Here is an 18,423-nt window from a genome sequence, read left to right on the forward strand (position 1 = left end):
CATGACCGAACGCATTATTCTGGAAACCCATGATCTGACCAAGCAGTACGACGATGTGACGGCAGTGGATCATCTGAACCTGTCGGTTCGGGAAGGGGAAGTTTTTGGTCTGCTGGGACCCAACGGCGCCGGCAAAACCACTACGACCCTGATGCTGCTGGGGCTGACGGAACCCACATCGGGCAGCGCCATCATTGATGGGATGGATTGCGTTCGTCAGTCCATCCAGATCAAATCCACGGTAGGTTATCTGCCGGATAATGTAGGATTCTATCCGGATCTGACCGGGCGGGAAAATCTCCGCTTTACCGGACAGCTCAACGGATTGTCCCCTCAGGTATGCGAACAGCGTATCGACCGGCTGCTGGAACGGGTGGACATGACCTATGCGGCAGACCGGAAAGCGGGCACCTATTCACGTGGTATGCGCCAGAGGCTGGGGATCGCCGACGTTTTGATGAAGGATCCCAGGGTGATCATCATGGATGAGCCCACTCTGGGCATCGACCCTGAAGGTATGCGGGAGCTGATCTCCCTGATCCGCCGGCTGTCCACCGAGGACGGCAGAACCATCCTCATCTCCTCCCACCAGCTGTATCAGATCCAGCAGATCTGTGACCGTGTGGGGATCTTTGTCTCTGGCAAGCTGATTGCCTGCGGTCCCATCAAGGAGCTGGGCAAGCAGCTGGAGAGCGAAGGAAGCTATATCCTGGAGCTGTCCGCGGAGCCTGACGACGGGATGCTGGAAAAAAAGCTTTCCGCCCTGGAGGGAGTTCGGTCGGTTACACGGCAGGATGACCTGATCCATGTGGATTCCTCCCGGGATATCCGTCCCGAGCTGATGCCTTTGCTGATGGACGGCGGCTATCAGCTGCTGCACCTCCATCTGCGGGGCGGAGACCTGGATGAGATCTACAGAAGATATTTTGAAAAGGCAGGTGAGAGCAGTGAACATCCAACAGCTGAAAAAAAGCGTCCCGGACTTCTGGAACAGCTTCAGAAAAAACGGGGATGAAGAAAAAGGCGTTTCCTGCTCCGGCGGTCTGGCAGCTCTTTACCGCAAAGAATTGGCGGACCATCTCAACAGCAAACGGTTTTTCATCATTTTCATGCTGCTGCTGGTGGTGACTACCGCCAGCCTGGGCGGCGCACTGTCCAATATCCGGGAAGCGGTGGAGGAAAGCAGCGACTTTATCTTCCTCAAGCTTTTCACCACCAGCGGCAGCGCCATCTATTCCTTTGCCACCTTTATGGCCTTTCTGGGGCCTCTGGCGGGGATCACTCTGGGCTTTGACGCGGTGAGCAATGAACGCTCCCAGGGCACTCTCAATCGTCTGGCGGCACAGCCCATCTACCGCGATTCCATCATCAACGCCAAGTTTCTCGCCGGCTCCACGGTCATTTTCCTCACGGTGTTCATGCTGGGCTTCTATATCAGCGGTATGGGGCTGATGCTCATCGGTATCCCCCCTTCCGGAGAAGAGGTTCTGCGGATTTTCGCCTTTCTCCTCTTTACCTGGGTGTATATTTCCTTCTGGCTGGCTTTGTCCATCATCTTCTCAGTGGTGTGCAAGCACGCGGCCACAGCCGCCCTGGCCAGCATGTCCATTTGGCTCTTCCTCAGCCTGTTTATGAGCCTGGTGGCATCCGCTGTGGCCAACTCCATCTTCCCCACCAGCGGTATTGCCGGTTTCGCAAACATTTCCTCCAACTATTCAGCCACCCTGGCGCTCAACAGAATTTCTCCCTACTATCTGTTCAGCGAAGCGGCCACCACCATCCTCAACCCCAACGTCCGTTCCATTGGTATGGTGACCATGTCCCAGCTCTCCGGCGCTATTGCCGGACCGCTTCCCTTCTCCCAGAGCCTGCTTCTGGTCTGGCCCCATCTGGTGCTGATGATCGCTTTGGTCATCGCTGGGTTCGCCATCGCCTACATCGCTTTTATGAAGCAGGAAATTCGGGCTTAAATAATAAAAGCATACAGCAGTATGTTTTTATAAACTGTTCAGGGGTGTAGAGCCTGAACAGGATCGGTTTCAGCACAAGCAGCGGCGCAGTCTTACAGACTGCGCCGCTGCTTACTGTACATTAGAGCTAACTCACTGTTTTTAAAAAAGTTTACAAAATTAGTATACATTTATTGCGGCAGGTGGCTTATAATAATCTGGTCAAGCATATTGGAAGAAACGGAGCGTAATACCAGTCATGAAACTGATTTTAAGCGATCGCCCCCTTCAGCTGGACCTGAATGATCAGCAGGAAATACGGTTTATTGATTTATCCACACTGAAGATTACCAACTGCGTCGGCTGTTTCGGCTGCTGGACCAAAACTCCCGGAAAATGTGTGATCCGGGACGATGCCCCCCATGTATATCCCCTGATCGCCCAAAGCGATGCTGTTCTATATATCAGCCGCATTCGGTATGGAGGATACGACACTATCATGAAAACCATGCTGGAGAGAGCAATTCCCATCCAGCAGGCCTTTATACGGATCGTGGATAGCGAAACCCACCATGTCCAGCGAAAGGTAGCCCCCAAGAATGCTGTTATCCTGGCCTATGGTGCTGACAGCAAGGAGGAGCAAAACCTTTTCCGCCAGTTGGTGGCCCGTAACGCCCGAAATATGAATTTTGAGCACTTTCAGGTTCATTTCTGCACCGAAGATTCCCTGGAAGCCGCCGTCCGGGAGGAGGTAAAAAAATGGAGCGGATCATGATTCTCAACGGCAGTCCCCGGGCATCGAAATCCAATTCCAGGCGATATGGCGCTATGGTCTCAGCCTGCTGCAAAGGAAAGGCGGAATATTTTGCCATCACCAGACAAAATCATCGGCAACTAGCAGAACAGATGGAGCGCTTTTCTCATGTGGTACTGGTGTTTCCCCTTTACGCCGATGGTATTCCGGTGACGCTGCTGAATTTTTTCAAAACCCTGGAGGAGTATCCTCCTGAAAATAAACCTGTTATCTCGGTACTGATCAACTGTGGATTTCTGGAGTATCAGCAGAATGATATTGCGGTGGAAATGGTGCGCTTTTTCTGCAGGGAAAATCACTATCCCTTCGGATCGGTTTTAAAAATTGGCAGCGGAGAGGCAATTCTGGATACCCCTTTTCGTTTTCTGGTTTCCGGAAGCATCAGAAAATTCTCCCGTTCCATTATGGCGCAGAAATACCGCACCTTTCATGTCTCGATGCCGCTGACCAAAAAGCTGTTCGTCAAAGCCTCCACTAGCTATTGGACGGAATATGGCCGCAAAAACGGCATCACTGTAGAGCAGATGCAGACCATGGAGATTGAAGGCTGAAAACAGCTTTCCATTTCCAATCAGCTTGCTGCCACACATTTTTGAGGATGGTACCCCGTATTTCATCATGCCTCAGAGTAGATGTCATCACACACAATGCAGCACCTTTTCTTTCAATATTACCGTCACAGATTTCAGCATATTTATCTTTTGCTGCGCAGCTGAAACGGATGCAGAAAAAAACTGCCTGTCCCGCTTTTATACGGAACAGGCAGTTTTTGGTTTCATCAATCTGATTGGATGCTCACAGCGATTAAGCCATGAACTTGGCGGAAGCATAGACGATAAAAGTCACAGCAAAAAAGATAATGACCAATACCTTGGTTACTCTGTTGAGGGTTGCGTTCATAGAACGGTCATTATTGGTGCTGAGGAAGGAATTGCCACCGCCCAAAGCGCTCAGCCCGTCGCTCTTGGGATCCTGAAACATCACGATCACAACAATAAGGGCGCTGACAATAATCATTACGAATGCGCCGATCATTTCGATTGGGTTCACACTAACACCTCCAGCCTGGACAAAATAGCACTATAAGAGTATATCACATCAATACTGGGTTTTCAAGTATCAATGAACAAAATTTATCGCAGCAGGAATATTTTTCTTGGGATATGCTGAAAGGTATGACACACAATAAGCTCAGGTTCTCCTCCTTCGGGCGTTTGCAGGGAGAAGAGCCAACAGCCCGCGGGGATCTCATCATGGGAAAACCGCGGGCTCTGCCGCGTTTACAGAGGATCACAGGGTCATCTGCTCTCCCCCGTTGGTGCTGCGGACAATGGCGCCGGTGGCAGGGAGATTCTTGGTTCTCAGGCGGTGGGGATTGTCCACCATTCCCTCCTCATAGGAAGAAACCTTGATCACCCGCACACCTGTTTTCATGGTCATCACCTGCACACCCTGGGTATCTCTGGTGGATTTAGCCGCCAGCATAGCGGTGCTGACAATAAGCATCCGGGAAGCGGAGGTGGCAAAGAGATATTCCTTGTCCTCCACGCAGCTTTCCAGGTACACCAGGGGGGATTTGACGCTGTAGGCGCCCAGCAGCTTTTTCCTCTTGGTCTTGGTCTCATAGGAAGAAAGATCGATCTTGGCCGCCTTTCCGTTTTCAAAGACGAAGAACATAAAGCCCTTATAATCAGAGGTCACCGCCATATAAATGGCAGATTCCCCAGGGTCCATCCCAAGCTTGGAGGGGATATAATCCCCCAGGACGCTGGCCTTGGTGTCGGCAAATTCGCTTGCTCTGGACTTGTAAACCTGACCCTTGTCGGTAAAGAACAGCAGATTGACGCTGTTCTGGCTGTCCAGCTCCTGAACGATCCGGTCCCCTTCCTTCAGTTTATGCTCACTGGACATCCGCCAGGACTGGGGGGTGATCTTCTTGAAATAGCCCTCAGCGGTGAAGAACAGCTTCACAGGATAATCCGGCAGCTCCTCCTCTTCCGGCTCCTCCGGGGCGTCCTCCTGATACAGCAGCTGGCTGCGCCGGGGCTCCCCATAGGTGCGGATGATCTCTTTCAGCTGGCTGATGATGACAGCGTCCAGCTTTTTGGGGGTGCGCAGGATCTCCTCCATCTCCTGGATATCCTTTAAGAGCTGTTCGATCTCCTGGGTGCGTTTGAGGATATATTCCCGGTTCAGATGCCGCAGACGGATCTCCGCCACAAACTCCGCCTGGACCTGATCGATGCCGAAGCCAATCATCAGGTTGGGCACCACTTCCCGCTCCTCCTCAGTCTCCCGGACGATGGCTACCGCCTTGTCGATGTCCAGCAGGATCTTCTGGAGGCCTTTGAGAAGATGGAGCTTTTCCTCCTTCTTGTGGAGGTCAAAAGTGATGCCACGGCGGACACATTCCCGCCGGAAAGCGGTCCATTCCTCCAGCAGCTCCCCTACTCCCATCACCTTGGGAGAACCGCCGATGAGGACGTTGAAGTTGCAGGAGAAGGTGTCCTCCAACGGTGTGGTGCGGAACAGCTTCTGCATCAGCTTGTCCGGGTCCACGCCCCGCTTCAGGTCCATAGTCAGCTTGAGACCGGACAGATCCGTTTCATCCCGGATATCGGAAATTTCCCGGATCTTTCCCTGCTTGACCAGGTCCACAATCTTGTCCATAATGGCTTCCACCGTGGTGGTGGGAGGAATTTCAGTGACGTCGATACAGTTGTTCTGCTTGTCGTAGGCGTATTTGCTCCGCACCCGTACCGAGCCCCTGCCGGTGCGGTAGATTTTTTCCAGCTCGTCCTCATCGTACAGGATAAAGGCGCCGCCGGAAAAATCCGGTGCTTTCAGGGTGTCGATGAGGCGGCAGTTGGGGTTTTTGATCCAGGCAATGGCGGTCTCGCACACCTCCAACAGGTTGAAGGAGCAGATATTGCTGGCCATGCCCACGGCGATACCGGTGTTGGCGTTGACCAGGATGGAGGGAAAAGTGACCGGCAGCAGCACCGGCTCCTCCATGGTGTTGTCATAGTTATCGGTAAAGTCCACGGTATCCTTGTCAATATCCGCGAACAGCTGGGAGCAGATCTTTTCCAGCTTTACCTCAGTGTACCGGGAAGCAGCGTAAGCCATATCCCGGGAATAGGCTCGGCCGAAGTTGCCCTTACTCTCCACATAGGGTACCAGCAGCGCCCCATAACCACGGGAAAGGCGAACCATGGTTTCATAAATGGCAGCGTCGCCGTGGGGGTTCAGGCGCATGGTCTGGCCCACCACATTGGCGGACTTGATCTTGCCTCCGGTTAAAAGCCCCATCTTGTACATGGTATACAGGATCTTCCGGTGGGCAGGCTTGAAGCCGTCGATCTCCGGAATGGCCCGGGAGACGATGACGCTCATGGCGTAGGGCATATAATTCTGCCGGAGGGTATCGGTGATGGGCTGAGGCACCACCAGTCCGGCGTTTTCAATATGTCCGGTGAGGGTGCCATGACGCTGGGTTTCCGGTTCCTTTTTCTTTTTAGCCAATGGCCTGCGCCTCCTGTTCCTTTGATATTTCTGATGCTCCGGGATACTTCTGGGCCGTTCTCAGCAGCAGATGAAGTGCATGGGAAGAAGCCAGATACCGAATCAGCTCCCGGGCGTCTCCATCCCTGCGGTTGAGGTTCAGCTCCAGCACTTCCTTGTGCCAGGAGCTGTCCACCGCCACATAAACAAGGCCCACCGGTTTGCCTTCCGATGGCTCCGGTCCGGCGTTGCCGGTCACTGCCACCGCCAGGTCCGCCCCGGAAAAACGCCGCGCACCAGCTGCCATCTCCCCGGCGGTTTCCGGAGAGACAGCGGAATAGGTGTTCAGAGTCTCCCGAGAGACCCCCAGCATCTTTTCCTTCATTTCATTTGAATAGGTGACCATTCCGCACTGGAAAACCTGGGAAGCGCCGCTGACTTCTGTGATCCGCTTGGCTACCAACCCGCCGGTGCAGCTTTCAGCGGTGGCAGCGGTAAGGCCCTTGTCCCTGAGGAGATGGACCAGAGCGCTTTGCAGCTCCCCATCGGTCTCACTGTAAAGATACTGCCCCGCCTCTTCCTTGATCCGGTCCACCACCGGCTCCAGCAGCGACGCTGGGTCCTCTCCATCCCGCACCTGGGCAGTGACCCGCAGCATCACCTCACCAGTTTTGGCGTAGGGGGCGATGGTGGGATTGACAGCCTCCACCATCATATCGTGGAGCCGCTGCTCCAAAGCTGATTCCCCGATGCCGAAGAAATGAAGGTTCCGGGAAACCAGATGGGTATCGCTGTCCTTGCGGATATAGGGCAAAGCCTGCTCCAGCAGCATGGGCTTCATCTCTCTGGGGGGCCCGGGGAGCATAATGGCCATCTTGCCGTTTCCTTCCAGAGCACAGCCGGGAGCGGTGCCGCAGCGGTTCTCAAAAACGGTGCAGCCTTCCGGCATCATGGCCTGCTTGCGGTTGTTCTGGGTGAAGCTGCATTGGAGGCGGCTGAAATAGGCTTCGATCCGCCGCCAGCTCTCCTCATGGAACACCAGCTTCCGTCCGAAATACTGGGCGATGATCTCCTTGGTCAGATCATCATAGGTGGGCCCCAGGCCACCGGTGGTGATGACCAGATCAGACCGGGAAAAAGCCAGATGCAAGGCCTCTGTCAGCCTTCCAGGGTTATCCCCCACCACCGTTTGATGATATACATTGATGCCCAGCGCCGCCAGCTCCTTGGCAATCACGGCAGCATTGGTGTTAACCACATCCCCCATGAGCAGCTCGGTGCCCACGCAGAGGATCTCCGCAGAAGTGATGTGCATGCCTTCATTCTTCCTTTCTGTCAGCGGTGCGGGGTTCAGGAGATATCCGCCAGTTCCAGATACAGCCCGCCGTTTTCCGCGATATATTCCTTTCGTCCCGCCAGATTGTCCCCCAGCAGCAGCTCGAACATCTCCGCTGTCTCGGCTGCGGCGTCGGGAGTGACCCGGATCAGTCTCCGGGTTTCAGGATTCATGGTGGTCAGCCACATCATTTCCGGCTCGTTTTCGCCCAATCCCTTGGAGCGCTGGAGGGTATACTTGGTATTGCCCAGTCTGGCGCAGATGGCGTTTTTCTCCTGCTGGTCGTAGGCAAAATAGGTCTCATCCTTGGTGTTGATCTCATAAAGGGGGGACTCCGCGATATAGACGTACCCCTCCTCAATAAGGGTTGGGGTCAGGCGGTAAAGCATGGTGAGAATCAGGGTGCGGATCTGGAAGCCGTCCACGTCGGCATCGGTGCAGATGACGATTTTGTTCCACCGCAAGCCCTCCAGATCAAAGGAATTCAGTTCCTTGTTGGACCGGGAGGAAACCTCCACCCCGCAGCCCAGCACCTTGAGAACGTCCACAATGATATCGCTTTTGAAGATGCGGTCATAGTCCGCCTTGAGACAGTTGAGGATTTTGCCCCGCACCGGCATGATGGCCTGGAACTCGGAATCCCGGCCCAGCTTGCAGGAACCCAGAGCCGAATCACCCTCCACAATGTACAGCTCCCTGCGGCTGACGTCCTTGCTGCGGCAGTCCACAAACTTCTGCACCCGGTTGGACATATCCAAAGTACCGGCCAGCTTCTTTTTCAGATTCAGGCGGGTCTTTTCAGCATTTTCCCGGCTGCGCTTGTTGATGAGCACCTGTTCCCCGATCCGGGCGGCATCGTCTGGATTTTCAATGAAATAAACCTCCAGCTGATGCTTGAGGAAGTCCGCCATGCACTCGTAAATGAACTTGTTGGTGATGGCCTTTTTGGTCTGGTTTTCATAGGAGGTCTGGGTGGAAAAGCTGGAGGAAATGAGCACCAGGCAGTCCTCCACATCCTGGTAGGTGATCTTGGATTCATTTTTCTGATAGCGGTTGCCCTGTTTGAGGTAGGCGTCGATCTGGGAAACCATGGCCACCTTCACCGCCCGCTCCGGGCTGCCGCCGTACTCCAGAAAGCTGGAATTGTGGTAATATTCCGTCAGGTGCATTTTATTGGAAAAACACAGGGCCACATTGAGGCGCACCCGGTAATCCGGCTTGTCCTCCCGGTCCCGGCCTTCCCGCTCACCGCTCCAGAACTGCACCGGCGTCAGCTGCTGGTCTTTGCTCAGCTCCTCGCAATAGTCCCGGATGCCGTTTTCATAGAGGAAAACCGTCTCCTGGAATTTGCCGTCCGGCTGCTGGCTGCGCAGCAAAAATTCCACGCCGCTGTTGACCACCGCCTGGCGCTTGATCACATCCAGAAAATAGCTTTCGGGAATGTCGATATCAGTAAAAACCTCCAGATCGGGACGCCAGCGGATGCGGGTGCCGGTTTGTTTGAGGCGGGTGGCTTCCTTTTTGAGGCCACCAATATTCTCGCCCTTCTCAAAGTGGAGATTATACTTAAAGCCGTCCCGATAAACCTCCACATCCATATATTCAGAGGAATACTGGGTAGCGCAGGAGCCCAGGCCATTGAGGCCCAGGGAAAACTCATAGCTTCCATCCCCCTGGCTGTCATATTTACCGCCGGCGTACAGTTCACAGAACACCAGCTCCCAGTTATACCGCTGTTCCTTGGGGTTATAATCCACGGGACAGCCCCGGCCAAAGTCCTGCACCTCCACCGAATGGTCCTTGAACCGGGTGACGATGATCTTTCGTCCATAGCCCTGGCGAGCCTCGTCGATGGCGTTGGAAAGGATCTCAAACACCGAATGCTGGCAGCCCTCCAGACCGTCGGAACCAAAAATAACGCCGGGCCGTTTCCGCACCCGGTCCGCCCCTTTCAGGGAGGAAATGCTCTCGTTATCGTATACGTTTTTCTTTCCTTTTGCCGCCACTATTTCTCCTCCGTCCTGGTTGATTCTGCCTTCAAAGCCCTGAAACTAAAAAGACAACTCATTTTATTATGAAGGTTGCCGCCGTTTTTGTCAAGGCTGAGACAATGGGGGCTTCCCGGCCTTTTTGCAAAAGAAGCCGAAAATTCATCACTGTTTTTTGAAAAAACGGGAAAGCTGCCGCATTAGGGGTCTTCATTCCTTTCCCTCTGTCACCCTTGCTTTGTCCTCTTCTCCCTTCCCCTTTTCCTCCTTTTTATTCAGCCGGGAAAGAATCAGTCCGGTACAGAGCACCAGCAGGATACACAGGTACATCCCCATTCCCAGCACAACAGCAATTTCATAGGAAAGTCCGTTCAAAAAATGTCCGAACATATCCGAAAAAAGCAGCCCGCCCACGGCTATAGCTATACCCAAGAGAATCAGTCGGAGAATGTTCAGCAGTTCATGATTTTCCATTTTGTGCCTCCTCTTACAGGAAATACTCCCCTGTTGTTTTTTCATATCCGGCGCTGATCTATTCATCCAGCCTCTGGCCTTCCAGATCCCTTTCATCGCCGGGTAAATATCCCCATTAAAAAACGTTCTGGCCCCTCAAAGCTGCTGTCTCCAGTATAGAAATACAGACAGTCGTTTTAAGGGGAAATCAGTAACAAACACCGCTCTTTACACAGGGCAGCCTAAAGGGAAAGAGACCCGGCTGACCGGGTCTCTTGATGCTTTTCAGTGAAACAACAAAATCACATTATTGGTTGTTCTGTTGATCCTGATCAGGCGCTGCTTCCTCCTGCGCGCCGGTGGTCTCCTCATTTTGGGCTTCCTCCGGCTGCTTGGGGCTCAGCTCACCTTTCATCAGCTTCTCAAAGGTCTCGCCATCGATCTTCTCATTCTTCTTCAGATACTCGGCCAGCTCATGAAGCTTATCCATATCCGATTTCAGAATCTCGGTGGCTTGATCGTAAGCGGTATCGATGAGGCTGCGGATCTCCTCGTCGATCATAGCGGCCACCTGCTCGGAATAGCCGCGGTCCTGAGCCAGATCCATTCCCAGGAACACTTCGTTCTGATCCTTGCCGTAAACCATGGTGCCCAGCTTCTCGCTGAAGCCGTACCGGGTGACCATGGCCCGGGCGATCTTGGTAGCCCGCTCAATATCGTTGGAAGCACCGGTGGAGATATCCTCCAGCACCAGCTGTTCCGCCACACGTCCGCCCAGAAGGATGCAGATATCCTCCTTCATCTCATTGCGGGTCTTATACATGACATCCTTCTCCGGCAGAGACAGGGTATAACCGCCTGCGCCGCCCCGGGGAATGATGGAGACCTCATGGACTTTATCCTGGTTGGGGAAGTGATAGGTGACAATGGCATGGCCAGCCTCGTGATAAGCAGTCAGGCGGCGCTCCTTTTCCAAAATGACATGGGAACGCTTCTCCGGTCCCACGATCACCTTGATGGTAGCCTCCTGGATCTCCTCCATGGTGATGGCCCGCTTATCCTTCCGGGCGGCCAGCAGCGCCGCTTCGTTGACCAGGTTTTCCAGATCCGCTCCGGTGAAGCCGCCGGTGGTCTGAGCGATCACCTTCAGATCCACATCGGGGCCCACAGGCTTGTTGCGGGTATGAACCTTGAGGATGGCCTCACGGCCCTTGACATCGGGATAGCCCACTGTTACATGGCGGTCAAAACGGCCGGGACGCATCAGGGCCGGGTCCAGAATATCCTTTCGGTTGGTGGCGGCAATGACGATAACGCCGGAATTGGCGCCGAAGCCGTCCATCTCTACCAGCAGCTGGTTAAGGGTCTGCTCCCGCTCATCATGACCGCCGCCCAGGCCGGCGCCTCTGTGACGGCCTACAGCGTCGATCTCATCAATAAAAACAATGCTGGGAGCGTTCTTCTTGGCCTGCTCGAACAGGTCACGGACACGGGAAGCACCCACGCCCACGAACATCTCCACAAAGTCGGAACCGGAGATGGAGAAGAAGGGTACGCCCGCCTCACCGGCAACCGCCTTGGCAAGAAGGGTCTTACCGGTACCGGGAGGGCCCATCAGCAGCACGCCCTTGGGAATACGGGCGCCCAGAGTATTATACTTCTGTGGATTTTTGAGGAATTCCACAATCTCCTGAAGCTCCTGCTTTTCCTCATCGGCTCCCGCCACATCGGCAAAGGTGACCCGGTCCTTATCATCCTGCATCCGGGGCTTTGCTTTGGCAAAGGACATGGGGTTCCCGCCGCCCCGGGCCTGGCGCATAATGACAAACCAGAACACCGTCATCACACCGATGAGCAGCAGTGTGGGCAGCAGCGTCACCCACCAGGGGGTAGCCTTGGGGGCGATATAGTTCTGTACAATGGGAGAATCCGGATGGGTCTCATTGTACTCCTTGACCATCTCATGGGTATCGTTGTAGAAAACGGTGAGATTGGGGACCATGTAATAAACCTCTTTATTGTTGTCCCGCAGCTTGATGGTCAGCTCACCGGTTCCATAATCCAGGGTATATTCTTTTACCTGATCGTTTTGGAAATAACTGAGAATCTCGTTGTAAGGTGTTGTTTCCGGAGTATTGCTCACGGAGTACACCTGGGTCGCCACGATCATCAGCACCACAATAATGGCCAGATAGATGAACAGTGACTTTTTGCTGTTACCTCCCAATGGTTTCAACTCCTGTCTGTGTCTCGTTCAAAATTCCCCGGATGACCCGCCGGAGACGGGCAGCCTGATACGGCTGGTTTATTCCCCTTCCTTGTTATATACCTTGGGGGAAAGGATGCCCACAAAGGGCAGGTTGCGGTACTGCTCATCATAATCCAGACCATAGCCGATGACAAACTCATCAGGAATGGTGAAACAGGTATAATCCGGCTTGATGTCCGCGGTGCGCCGCTCCGGCTTATCCAGCAGTGTGGCAATGCGGATGCTGGCAGGCTGCCGCTCCCGGAGCATGGCGGTCAGATAGCTGAGGGTCAAACCGCTGTCCAGAATATCTTCCACAATCAGGATATCCATTCCCTCAATGGGTTTATCCAGATCCTTTAATATTCTAACCACACCGGTGGTCTTTACCCCCGCGCCATAGCTGGAAACCGCCATAAAATCCATTTTCAGCGGCAGTTCAATATGGCGGATCAGGTCCACCAGAAAGGTCACAGAGCCCTTGAGGACACCGATGATCATCAGATTTTTGCCCTCATAGTCCTTGGTGATCTGAGCTCCCAGCTTTTGGGTGGCTTCCTTGAGCTCTTCTTCCGTTATCAGAACACGTTCAATATCACTGCTGTGAAAATAACTCATTCTACGTCCTCCAACACTTCAATGTAAAGAATCCTGCTGGTCTGCGCCGTCACCCGGCAGCGGTCCGCCGCTCCCAGGCCCTGAGCCCAGATGATACCCTCACGGTCCTCCATCACCAGCATTCTGGAGATGGCGCCGCTGGTAAGGCCCCGGCTTCCCGTCCGATACAGGAAGGGAATGCCGTTGTCTTTCCCCCGCTGCCGCAGCAGATCCTGCGGCTTTGGAGAGCGCAGTAAAACAGCTTTACATATTGTATCATAATCCAACTGGTTTTTTAAGTCCTTATTGTTAATTTTTTCTGCCGAAATCCCTGTCTTTTCCGGTAAAACCGTCAACCGCAGATTTCTGCCGGGAAAAACGGGGTACAAAAGGCTCTTTTCCCACGGTAAATCCAGCCACGGCGTTTCAAAAGGCGGAAGCGGCGGTATTTCCCGCTCCAGCCAAACCTCCCGGGAAGCGGCCCGCAACCGCAGTCCCCGGCGCGGCTCCACCGCTCCCTTTCCCTGGAGGGTACAGCGCTCCAATCTCTCCAGCACCCCGGAGGAAACCGGAACCTTCTCCCGTTCCAGCAAACGCAGCCACAAATTTTCCCGTACAGGAGGCGGCAGATCCAGCAGACGCTGCCGGTCCAGACGGCCTGTTTCCAGCGTACACTCCCGTTCCGCCCGGTCTGTCAGCTCCTCGGTCATCTTCCACTGGTCGGTCATCTGAGCCATCAGGCTCTGAAAAGCCCGGGGCAGACCGGAATTGAGCTGACGCAGCACCGGAAGCACCTGATGACGAAGCTTGTTGCGGCTGTAGATATCGGTACAGTTGGTGGAATCGGTGCGGTAGTCCTGTCCCGCCTCCATCAAAAAGGCTTCCACCTGCTCCCTGGTGCAGTCCCGCAGGGGACGGATGATTCTGTCCCGCACATAAGGAATGCCCCGCAGGCCGCGAATCCCGGTGCCTCTGGTAAGGTTGAGAAGCACTGTTTCCATGGCGTCATCCAGGGTATGGGCGGTAGCGATGATTCCATCCTCCCCTGCCCACTGATGGAAAAATTCATAGCGCCGCAGGCGGGCATATTCCTCCAAGCCCATCCCAGCCTTTTTCGCCTCAGTTTTAGCATCGAAGGAGCTACAGACAAACTCCACCCCCAGCTTCTGAGCCAGACGGCGGACAAACTCCTCATCGCCGTCGCTTTCCTCCCCCCGCAGGCAGTGGTTCACATGACCCACCTTTAACTTCAGCCCCAAACCGGGAGCGATCTGCCGCAAAAAGACCAGCAGGGCGACAGAATCCGCGCCACCGGAAACCCCCAGCAGCACACTGTCACCCTGTTTGAGCATATGATGTTGTTCGATGGTTTTGGCCGCGATCAGCGGCAGTGTCTGTTCCTCTTTCAACCTCTGCCCCCTGCCGGTTTATTCTTCACTGGCATAATTCACACTGCTGAAACGGGTGAACTGTCCATCCCAATACAGGTCAATGGTGCCGGTGGAGCCATGACGGTTTTTGGCCACGATACATTTGGCCTGGGTCTGATCTTCCAGATCATCATTATAATAAGCGTCTCTGTACAGAAACATGACAATATCCGCGTCCTGCTCGATGGAGCCGGATTCACGCAGGTCGGAAAGCATGGGCTTGTGGTCCGCCCGGGATTCCGTTCCACGGGACAGCTGGGACAGCGTGATGACCGGTACATTCAACTCCTTGGCCATGATCTTCAGATTCCGGGTGATCTCGGAAACCTCCTGTACACGGCTTTCGGTGCGCTTGTTGCCGGACATCAGCTGGAGGTAATCGATGACCACCAGTCCCAGATCCCGGATACGGCGAAGCTTCGCTTTAATATCCGCCACCGTCACACCGGCGGTGTCGTCAATGTAGATAGGGGCTCCCGCCAAAATCCCTGTAGCCTGAGAGATATTGGTCCAATCCTGGTCGGTGAGGTTTCCCGTCCGCAGCTTCTGACTTTCCACCAACGCCTCGGAGGAGAGCAGACGCTGAGCCAGCTGTTCTTTACTCATTTCCAGAGAAAAGATGGCCACCGGCTTTTTGCTTCGGATGCCCACATTAGCGGCTATATTCAGCGCGAACGCGGTTTTGCCCATGCCAGGACGGGCAGCGATCAGGATCAGGTCCGATTTATTCAAACCGGTAATATAGCTGTCCAGCGCTCCATAACCGGAGGAGATACCCAAATATTCCTTGCGGTTCTCGCCGCTGATCTTCTGGAGATGGTCGTAGGTTTCCACCAGCACTTTACTGATGGGTACAATGCTGCCGGTATCCCGTCCCTGACGGATATCATAAATCTTCTGCTCCGCCAGGTTCAGCAGCTCCGAAGCGTCCGCCTGGGCGTCGGAGGCGCTGTCCACGATCTCCCGGGAAGCTTGGATCAGACTGCGCAGATAATATTTTTCCTGAATGATCCGGGCGTAAGAGGCCACATTGGCGGTAGTGGGAACGATCTGGGCCAGCTGGGTCAGATAAATCCGGGCATCCTCCGGCGTTTCGAAGATACCCTCCTTCCGGGCATTATCCAGGATGGTGATAATATCGATAGTCTCACCGGTGGTGAACATACGCACCAGCAGCGCATACAGGTCGCTGTGCTGTCTGCGATAAAAATACTCCGGCTTGACATATTCCATGATCTCAGGGATACGCCCGGGATCAATAATGGCCGCGCCCAGCACCGACTGCTCCGCTTCCAGGCTGAAAGGGAGCTGCTGTGTATAAAAATCCCCCCCTGGGGACAGCTGATCCGCCATGGATGATCCTCCTTTGCTGCGGAATGTTGGTCAGATGGATACGCCCTGGTGAACAAGAGGAGCTTATTCCTCCCCTACCATGGCATAGACCTTGGCGGAAACTCCTGCTACAAATTTCACCTCGGCGGTGTAGGTACCAAAGGCTTTGATCTCAGCATCCAGAGAAACCTTCCGCTTGTCCACTTCCACACCCAGCTGCTTGGTGATGGCCTCTGCCACTTCCTTGGCGGTGACAGAGCCGAACAGCTTGCCGCCGGCGCCGGCCTTGGCGGTCAGCTTGACCGTCTTGCCGCCGATGGTCTTGGCCGCCAACTGGGCAGCTTTCAGTTCCTCCGCCGCCCGATGAGCGGCAGCAGCCTCCCGATTCTTCAGCTCTGCCATGGCCTGAGCTGTGGCCTGGATAGCCAGGCCCTTCTTGAGCAGAAAATTATTGGCGTAACCGTCGGAAACCTCCACCAGCTGGCCTTTTTTGCCGCTGCCTTTGACGTCCTGCTGCAAAATCACTTTCATGTGTATTTTCTCCCTTCAAATGGTTGATTTTTAATTATGTGCACGCCTCTAAGGCGCTGTCACCCTGTTTCTTCAGTATGCCGGAACATCAGGCATACTTCGGGGATATCCACATCCCCTGCTTCCCACTCCTTTAGGTGCGGGACTGTGAAATTCATTTATTGACCGGGATTTTTTGATAAATCGCATTACTGGTTTTGGCCGCTGTCCTGAAAATACTGATCAATGGCAGCCAACAGTTTCTGACGGGCATTTTCCATAACAATGTCCTTCATCTGCACCGCCGCCATGGTCAAATGACCGCCGCCGCCCAGCGCTTCCATAATGATCTGAACATTCACCGCCCCCATACTCCGGGCGGAAATGGATACACCGCCGCCGATCTCATACAGTACAAAGGACGCATTGACGCCATTGATATTCAGCAGCTCGTCGGCAGCCTGCGCTGCCACAATGCGGATATCTTCTCCGGGATTTTCCGTATAGGCAATGGCACAGCCGCGGTAAACTTCCGCCGCCGCCACCAGCCGGGCTTTCTGCTGGTAGGTCTCCATGCTGGAGGCGAACAGCTTGCGCACCTCCACTGTATCGGCGCCCATTTTCCGCAGATAGGCCGCCGCCTCAAAAGTGCGCACCCCGGTGCGGATGGTAAAGTTCTTGGTATCCAGCATGATACCCGCCAGCATGGACTCCGCCTCCGGAACCGTCACCTTGGGGTGCTCGCTGAGATACTGGACCAATTCCGCCACCATTTCGCTGGCGGAGCTGGCATAGGGCTCATGGAAGAAGATAATGGCATTATCGATGTGGTTGACCATCTTCCGGTGATGGTCGATGACCACCACATTTTTGCAGTTCTCATAGATCTCCGGGGACTCCACCAAAGTTTTGACATGGGTATCCACAATAATCAGCAGCGTCTCCCGGCCAGCCAGAGGCAGCGCCTCCTCCGGGGACAAAATAATATCCTGGTAGCCTTCCTCCACCACTTTGTCATAAAGGGGCTGAGCCAAGCTGGTTTTGGTGTTGAGAACAATATTGATCCGCTTTCCGCACTCCCTGAGCCCGGCACACATACCAATACCGGAACCCAGACAATCCAGATCGGCGAAACGGTGACCCATAATCAGAATGTTGCTGCAGGTGGCCACCATCTCGCTGATGGCGTTGGCAACGATCCGGGTACGGACCTTGTTGCGCTTCTCCACACCCTTGCTGACGCCGCCGTAAAACTCGTAGCCGCCTTTCTGCTTGACAGCAGCCTGATCGCCGCCCCGGCCCAGCGCCATATCCAGCGCCTGGCGGGCCAGCACCTCCGCCTCGTGAAGATCCCCCTCCTTGCTGCCCACACCAATGGACATGGTAGGCGGGATCCGGTCACCGGTGACCACGCTGCGGATCTGATCCAGAATGGCAAACCGCCGCGCAATGATCCCCCGCATATACCGCTCCTCAATGATGGCGATATACCGATCCTTTTCCAGCTTCCGCAGCAGGCCATGGTTTTCCTCAGCAAAGGTCTCAATGATATGCTCGATCTCGCCCATGATCTTGCTGCGCTCGTTTTCCTTGGCGTCGGTAAACAGCTCAGCGTAGTTGTCGATAACCATCAGCAGCACCGACGGGCGGGAATCAAAATATTCCTTGGTATAATTTTTCAGGTCGTTGTCATCCACCAGATAGGTGACAAAAACCGGCTCTGCACGATGATCGGTTCGGACGATATAAGCGCTGTACTGCCGACGGCCCACAGTAACATTGATGCCGCCGTCAAAATGCTCCGCCTGAAAATCCACCTCCGGCAGCAGCTGGAACAGGCTTTGGTGAAACAGGTCCTTCCCCTCCAGCACCATATCCCGGCACTGGTCGTTGACCCAAACGATCTCCCCATTCTCCCTGGCAACAATGGTAGCCATGGGAAAGCGGGCCAAAGAATCCTTTTGGGCTCCGAACAGGGATTCCCGCAGGCAGGTAAAAAAGCGCTCATTGTCCCTGCTGATGAGATATCCCTTGATCAGCACAAAAGCCGCCATCAGCAGCCACACCAGACCCCAGGTGAAAAAATACCGCCGGTCAATACCATAGGTAAAACCTACCGATATGCCGCTGACCAGAAGTAAAATCAGGCAAAGGGGACGGTAAAGATTCATCCGGTCCATCATAAGGCTACCCTCCCTCACTATCCGCCTCCTTCCGGGGGCGGTCACATGACAGTCAAAGAAAGACTGCCGCTGGTTAAAT

At 54.4% G+C, this 18,423-nt stretch carries 15 protein-coding genes; 4 read left to right on the forward strand and 11 right to left on the reverse strand.

Features of this window, described 5'->3' with window-relative positions:
- Position 1 precedes the first annotated feature (1 nt).
- The 4 genes from BQ5383_RS16790 (at position 2) to BQ5383_RS16805 (ending at position 3,314) form a co-directional block, all read left to right on the forward strand.
- A complete protein-coding gene (locus BQ5383_RS16790; protein ID WP_071433906.1) occupies positions 2-1,015 on the forward strand; it encodes an ABC transporter ATP-binding protein in 1,014 nt (337 codons plus the stop codon).
- Entirely contained in the window at positions 948-1,970 is a 1,023-nt protein-coding gene (locus BQ5383_RS16795; protein WP_235822005.1) for an ABC transporter permease, read from the forward strand. The genes BQ5383_RS16790 and BQ5383_RS16795 overlap by 68 nt, the downstream gene beginning before the upstream one ends.
- 238 nt (positions 1,971-2,208) lie before the next feature.
- Complete coding sequence (locus BQ5383_RS16800) at positions 2,209-2,724, forward strand: flavodoxin family protein (RefSeq protein WP_071433910.1); 516 nt, start codon at positions 2,209-2,211, stop codon at positions 2,722-2,724.
- Complete coding sequence (locus BQ5383_RS16805; RefSeq protein WP_071433915.1) at positions 2,709-3,314, forward strand: hypothetical protein; 606 nt, start codon at positions 2,709-2,711, stop codon at positions 3,312-3,314. Before BQ5383_RS16800 ends, BQ5383_RS16805 begins: the two co-directional genes overlap by 16 nt.
- Before the next feature lie 253 nt (positions 3,315-3,567).
- On the opposite strand, the gene secG is transcribed toward BQ5383_RS16805, so the two are convergent.
- From secG to BQ5383_RS16860, 11 genes are all read right to left on the reverse strand, one after another.
- Complete coding sequence (gene secG / locus BQ5383_RS16810) at positions 3,568-3,813, reverse strand: preprotein translocase subunit SecG (RefSeq protein WP_139193461.1); 246 nt, start codon at positions 3,811-3,813, stop codon at positions 3,568-3,570.
- A 240-nt stretch (positions 3,814-4,053) separates the two neighbouring features.
- The gene (locus BQ5383_RS16815) at positions 4,054-6,288 is read right to left on the reverse strand and encodes a DNA gyrase/topoisomerase IV subunit A (protein ID WP_071433918.1); all 2,235 of its coding nucleotides are present in this window, start codon (positions 6,286-6,288) and stop codon (positions 4,054-4,056) included.
- A complete protein-coding gene (locus tag BQ5383_RS16820; RefSeq protein WP_071433920.1) occupies positions 6,281-7,582 on the reverse strand; it encodes a competence/damage-inducible protein A in 1,302 nt (433 codons plus the stop codon). Before BQ5383_RS16820 ends, BQ5383_RS16815 begins: the two co-directional genes overlap by 8 nt.
- 35 nt (positions 7,583-7,617) lie before the next feature.
- A complete protein-coding gene (locus BQ5383_RS16825) occupies positions 7,618-9,609 on the reverse strand; it encodes a DNA gyrase/topoisomerase IV subunit B (RefSeq protein WP_071433922.1) in 1,992 nt (663 codons plus the stop codon).
- Positions 9,610-9,801: 192 nt separating this feature from the next.
- Positions 9,802-10,065, reverse strand: coding sequence for a hypothetical protein (locus BQ5383_RS16830; protein WP_071433924.1), 264 nt, complete (start codon positions 10,063-10,065; stop codon positions 9,802-9,804).
- A 286-nt stretch (positions 10,066-10,351) separates the two neighbouring features.
- Positions 10,352-12,271 carry an ATP-dependent zinc metalloprotease FtsH gene (ftsH, locus tag BQ5383_RS16835; RefSeq protein ID WP_207646821.1) on the reverse strand — a complete coding sequence of 640 codons (1,920 nt, stop codon included), beginning with the start codon at positions 12,269-12,271 and terminating at the stop codon, positions 10,352-10,354.
- Positions 12,272-12,349: 78 nt separating this feature from the next.
- The gene (gene hpt, locus BQ5383_RS16840) at positions 12,350-12,910 is read right to left on the reverse strand and encodes a hypoxanthine phosphoribosyltransferase (RefSeq protein WP_071433926.1); all 561 of its coding nucleotides are present in this window, start codon (positions 12,908-12,910) and stop codon (positions 12,350-12,352) included.
- Complete coding sequence (gene tilS, locus BQ5383_RS16845; protein WP_071433929.1) at positions 12,907-14,298, reverse strand: tRNA lysidine(34) synthetase TilS; 1,392 nt, start codon at positions 14,296-14,298, stop codon at positions 12,907-12,909. Before tilS ends, hpt begins: the two co-directional genes overlap by 4 nt.
- Before the next feature lie 18 nt (positions 14,299-14,316).
- Positions 14,317-15,672 (reverse strand): replicative DNA helicase, encoded by a 1,356-nt coding sequence (gene dnaB / locus BQ5383_RS16850; RefSeq protein ID WP_071433930.1) that lies wholly within the window; start codon positions 15,670-15,672, stop codon positions 14,317-14,319.
- Between the two features lie 63 nt (positions 15,673-15,735).
- The gene (gene rplI / locus BQ5383_RS16855; RefSeq protein WP_071433932.1) at positions 15,736-16,182 is read right to left on the reverse strand and encodes a 50S ribosomal protein L9; all 447 of its coding nucleotides are present in this window, start codon (positions 16,180-16,182) and stop codon (positions 15,736-15,738) included.
- A gap of 188 nt (positions 16,183-16,370) precedes the next feature.
- Complete coding sequence (locus BQ5383_RS16860; RefSeq protein WP_071433934.1) at positions 16,371-18,344, reverse strand: DHH family phosphoesterase; 1,974 nt, start codon at positions 18,342-18,344, stop codon at positions 16,371-16,373.
- Positions 18,345-18,423: the final 79 nt, after the last annotated feature.

The organism is Angelakisella massiliensis (assembly GCF_900104675.1).
Lineage (GTDB): Bacteria > Bacillota > Clostridia > Oscillospirales > Ruminococcaceae > Angelakisella > Angelakisella massiliensis.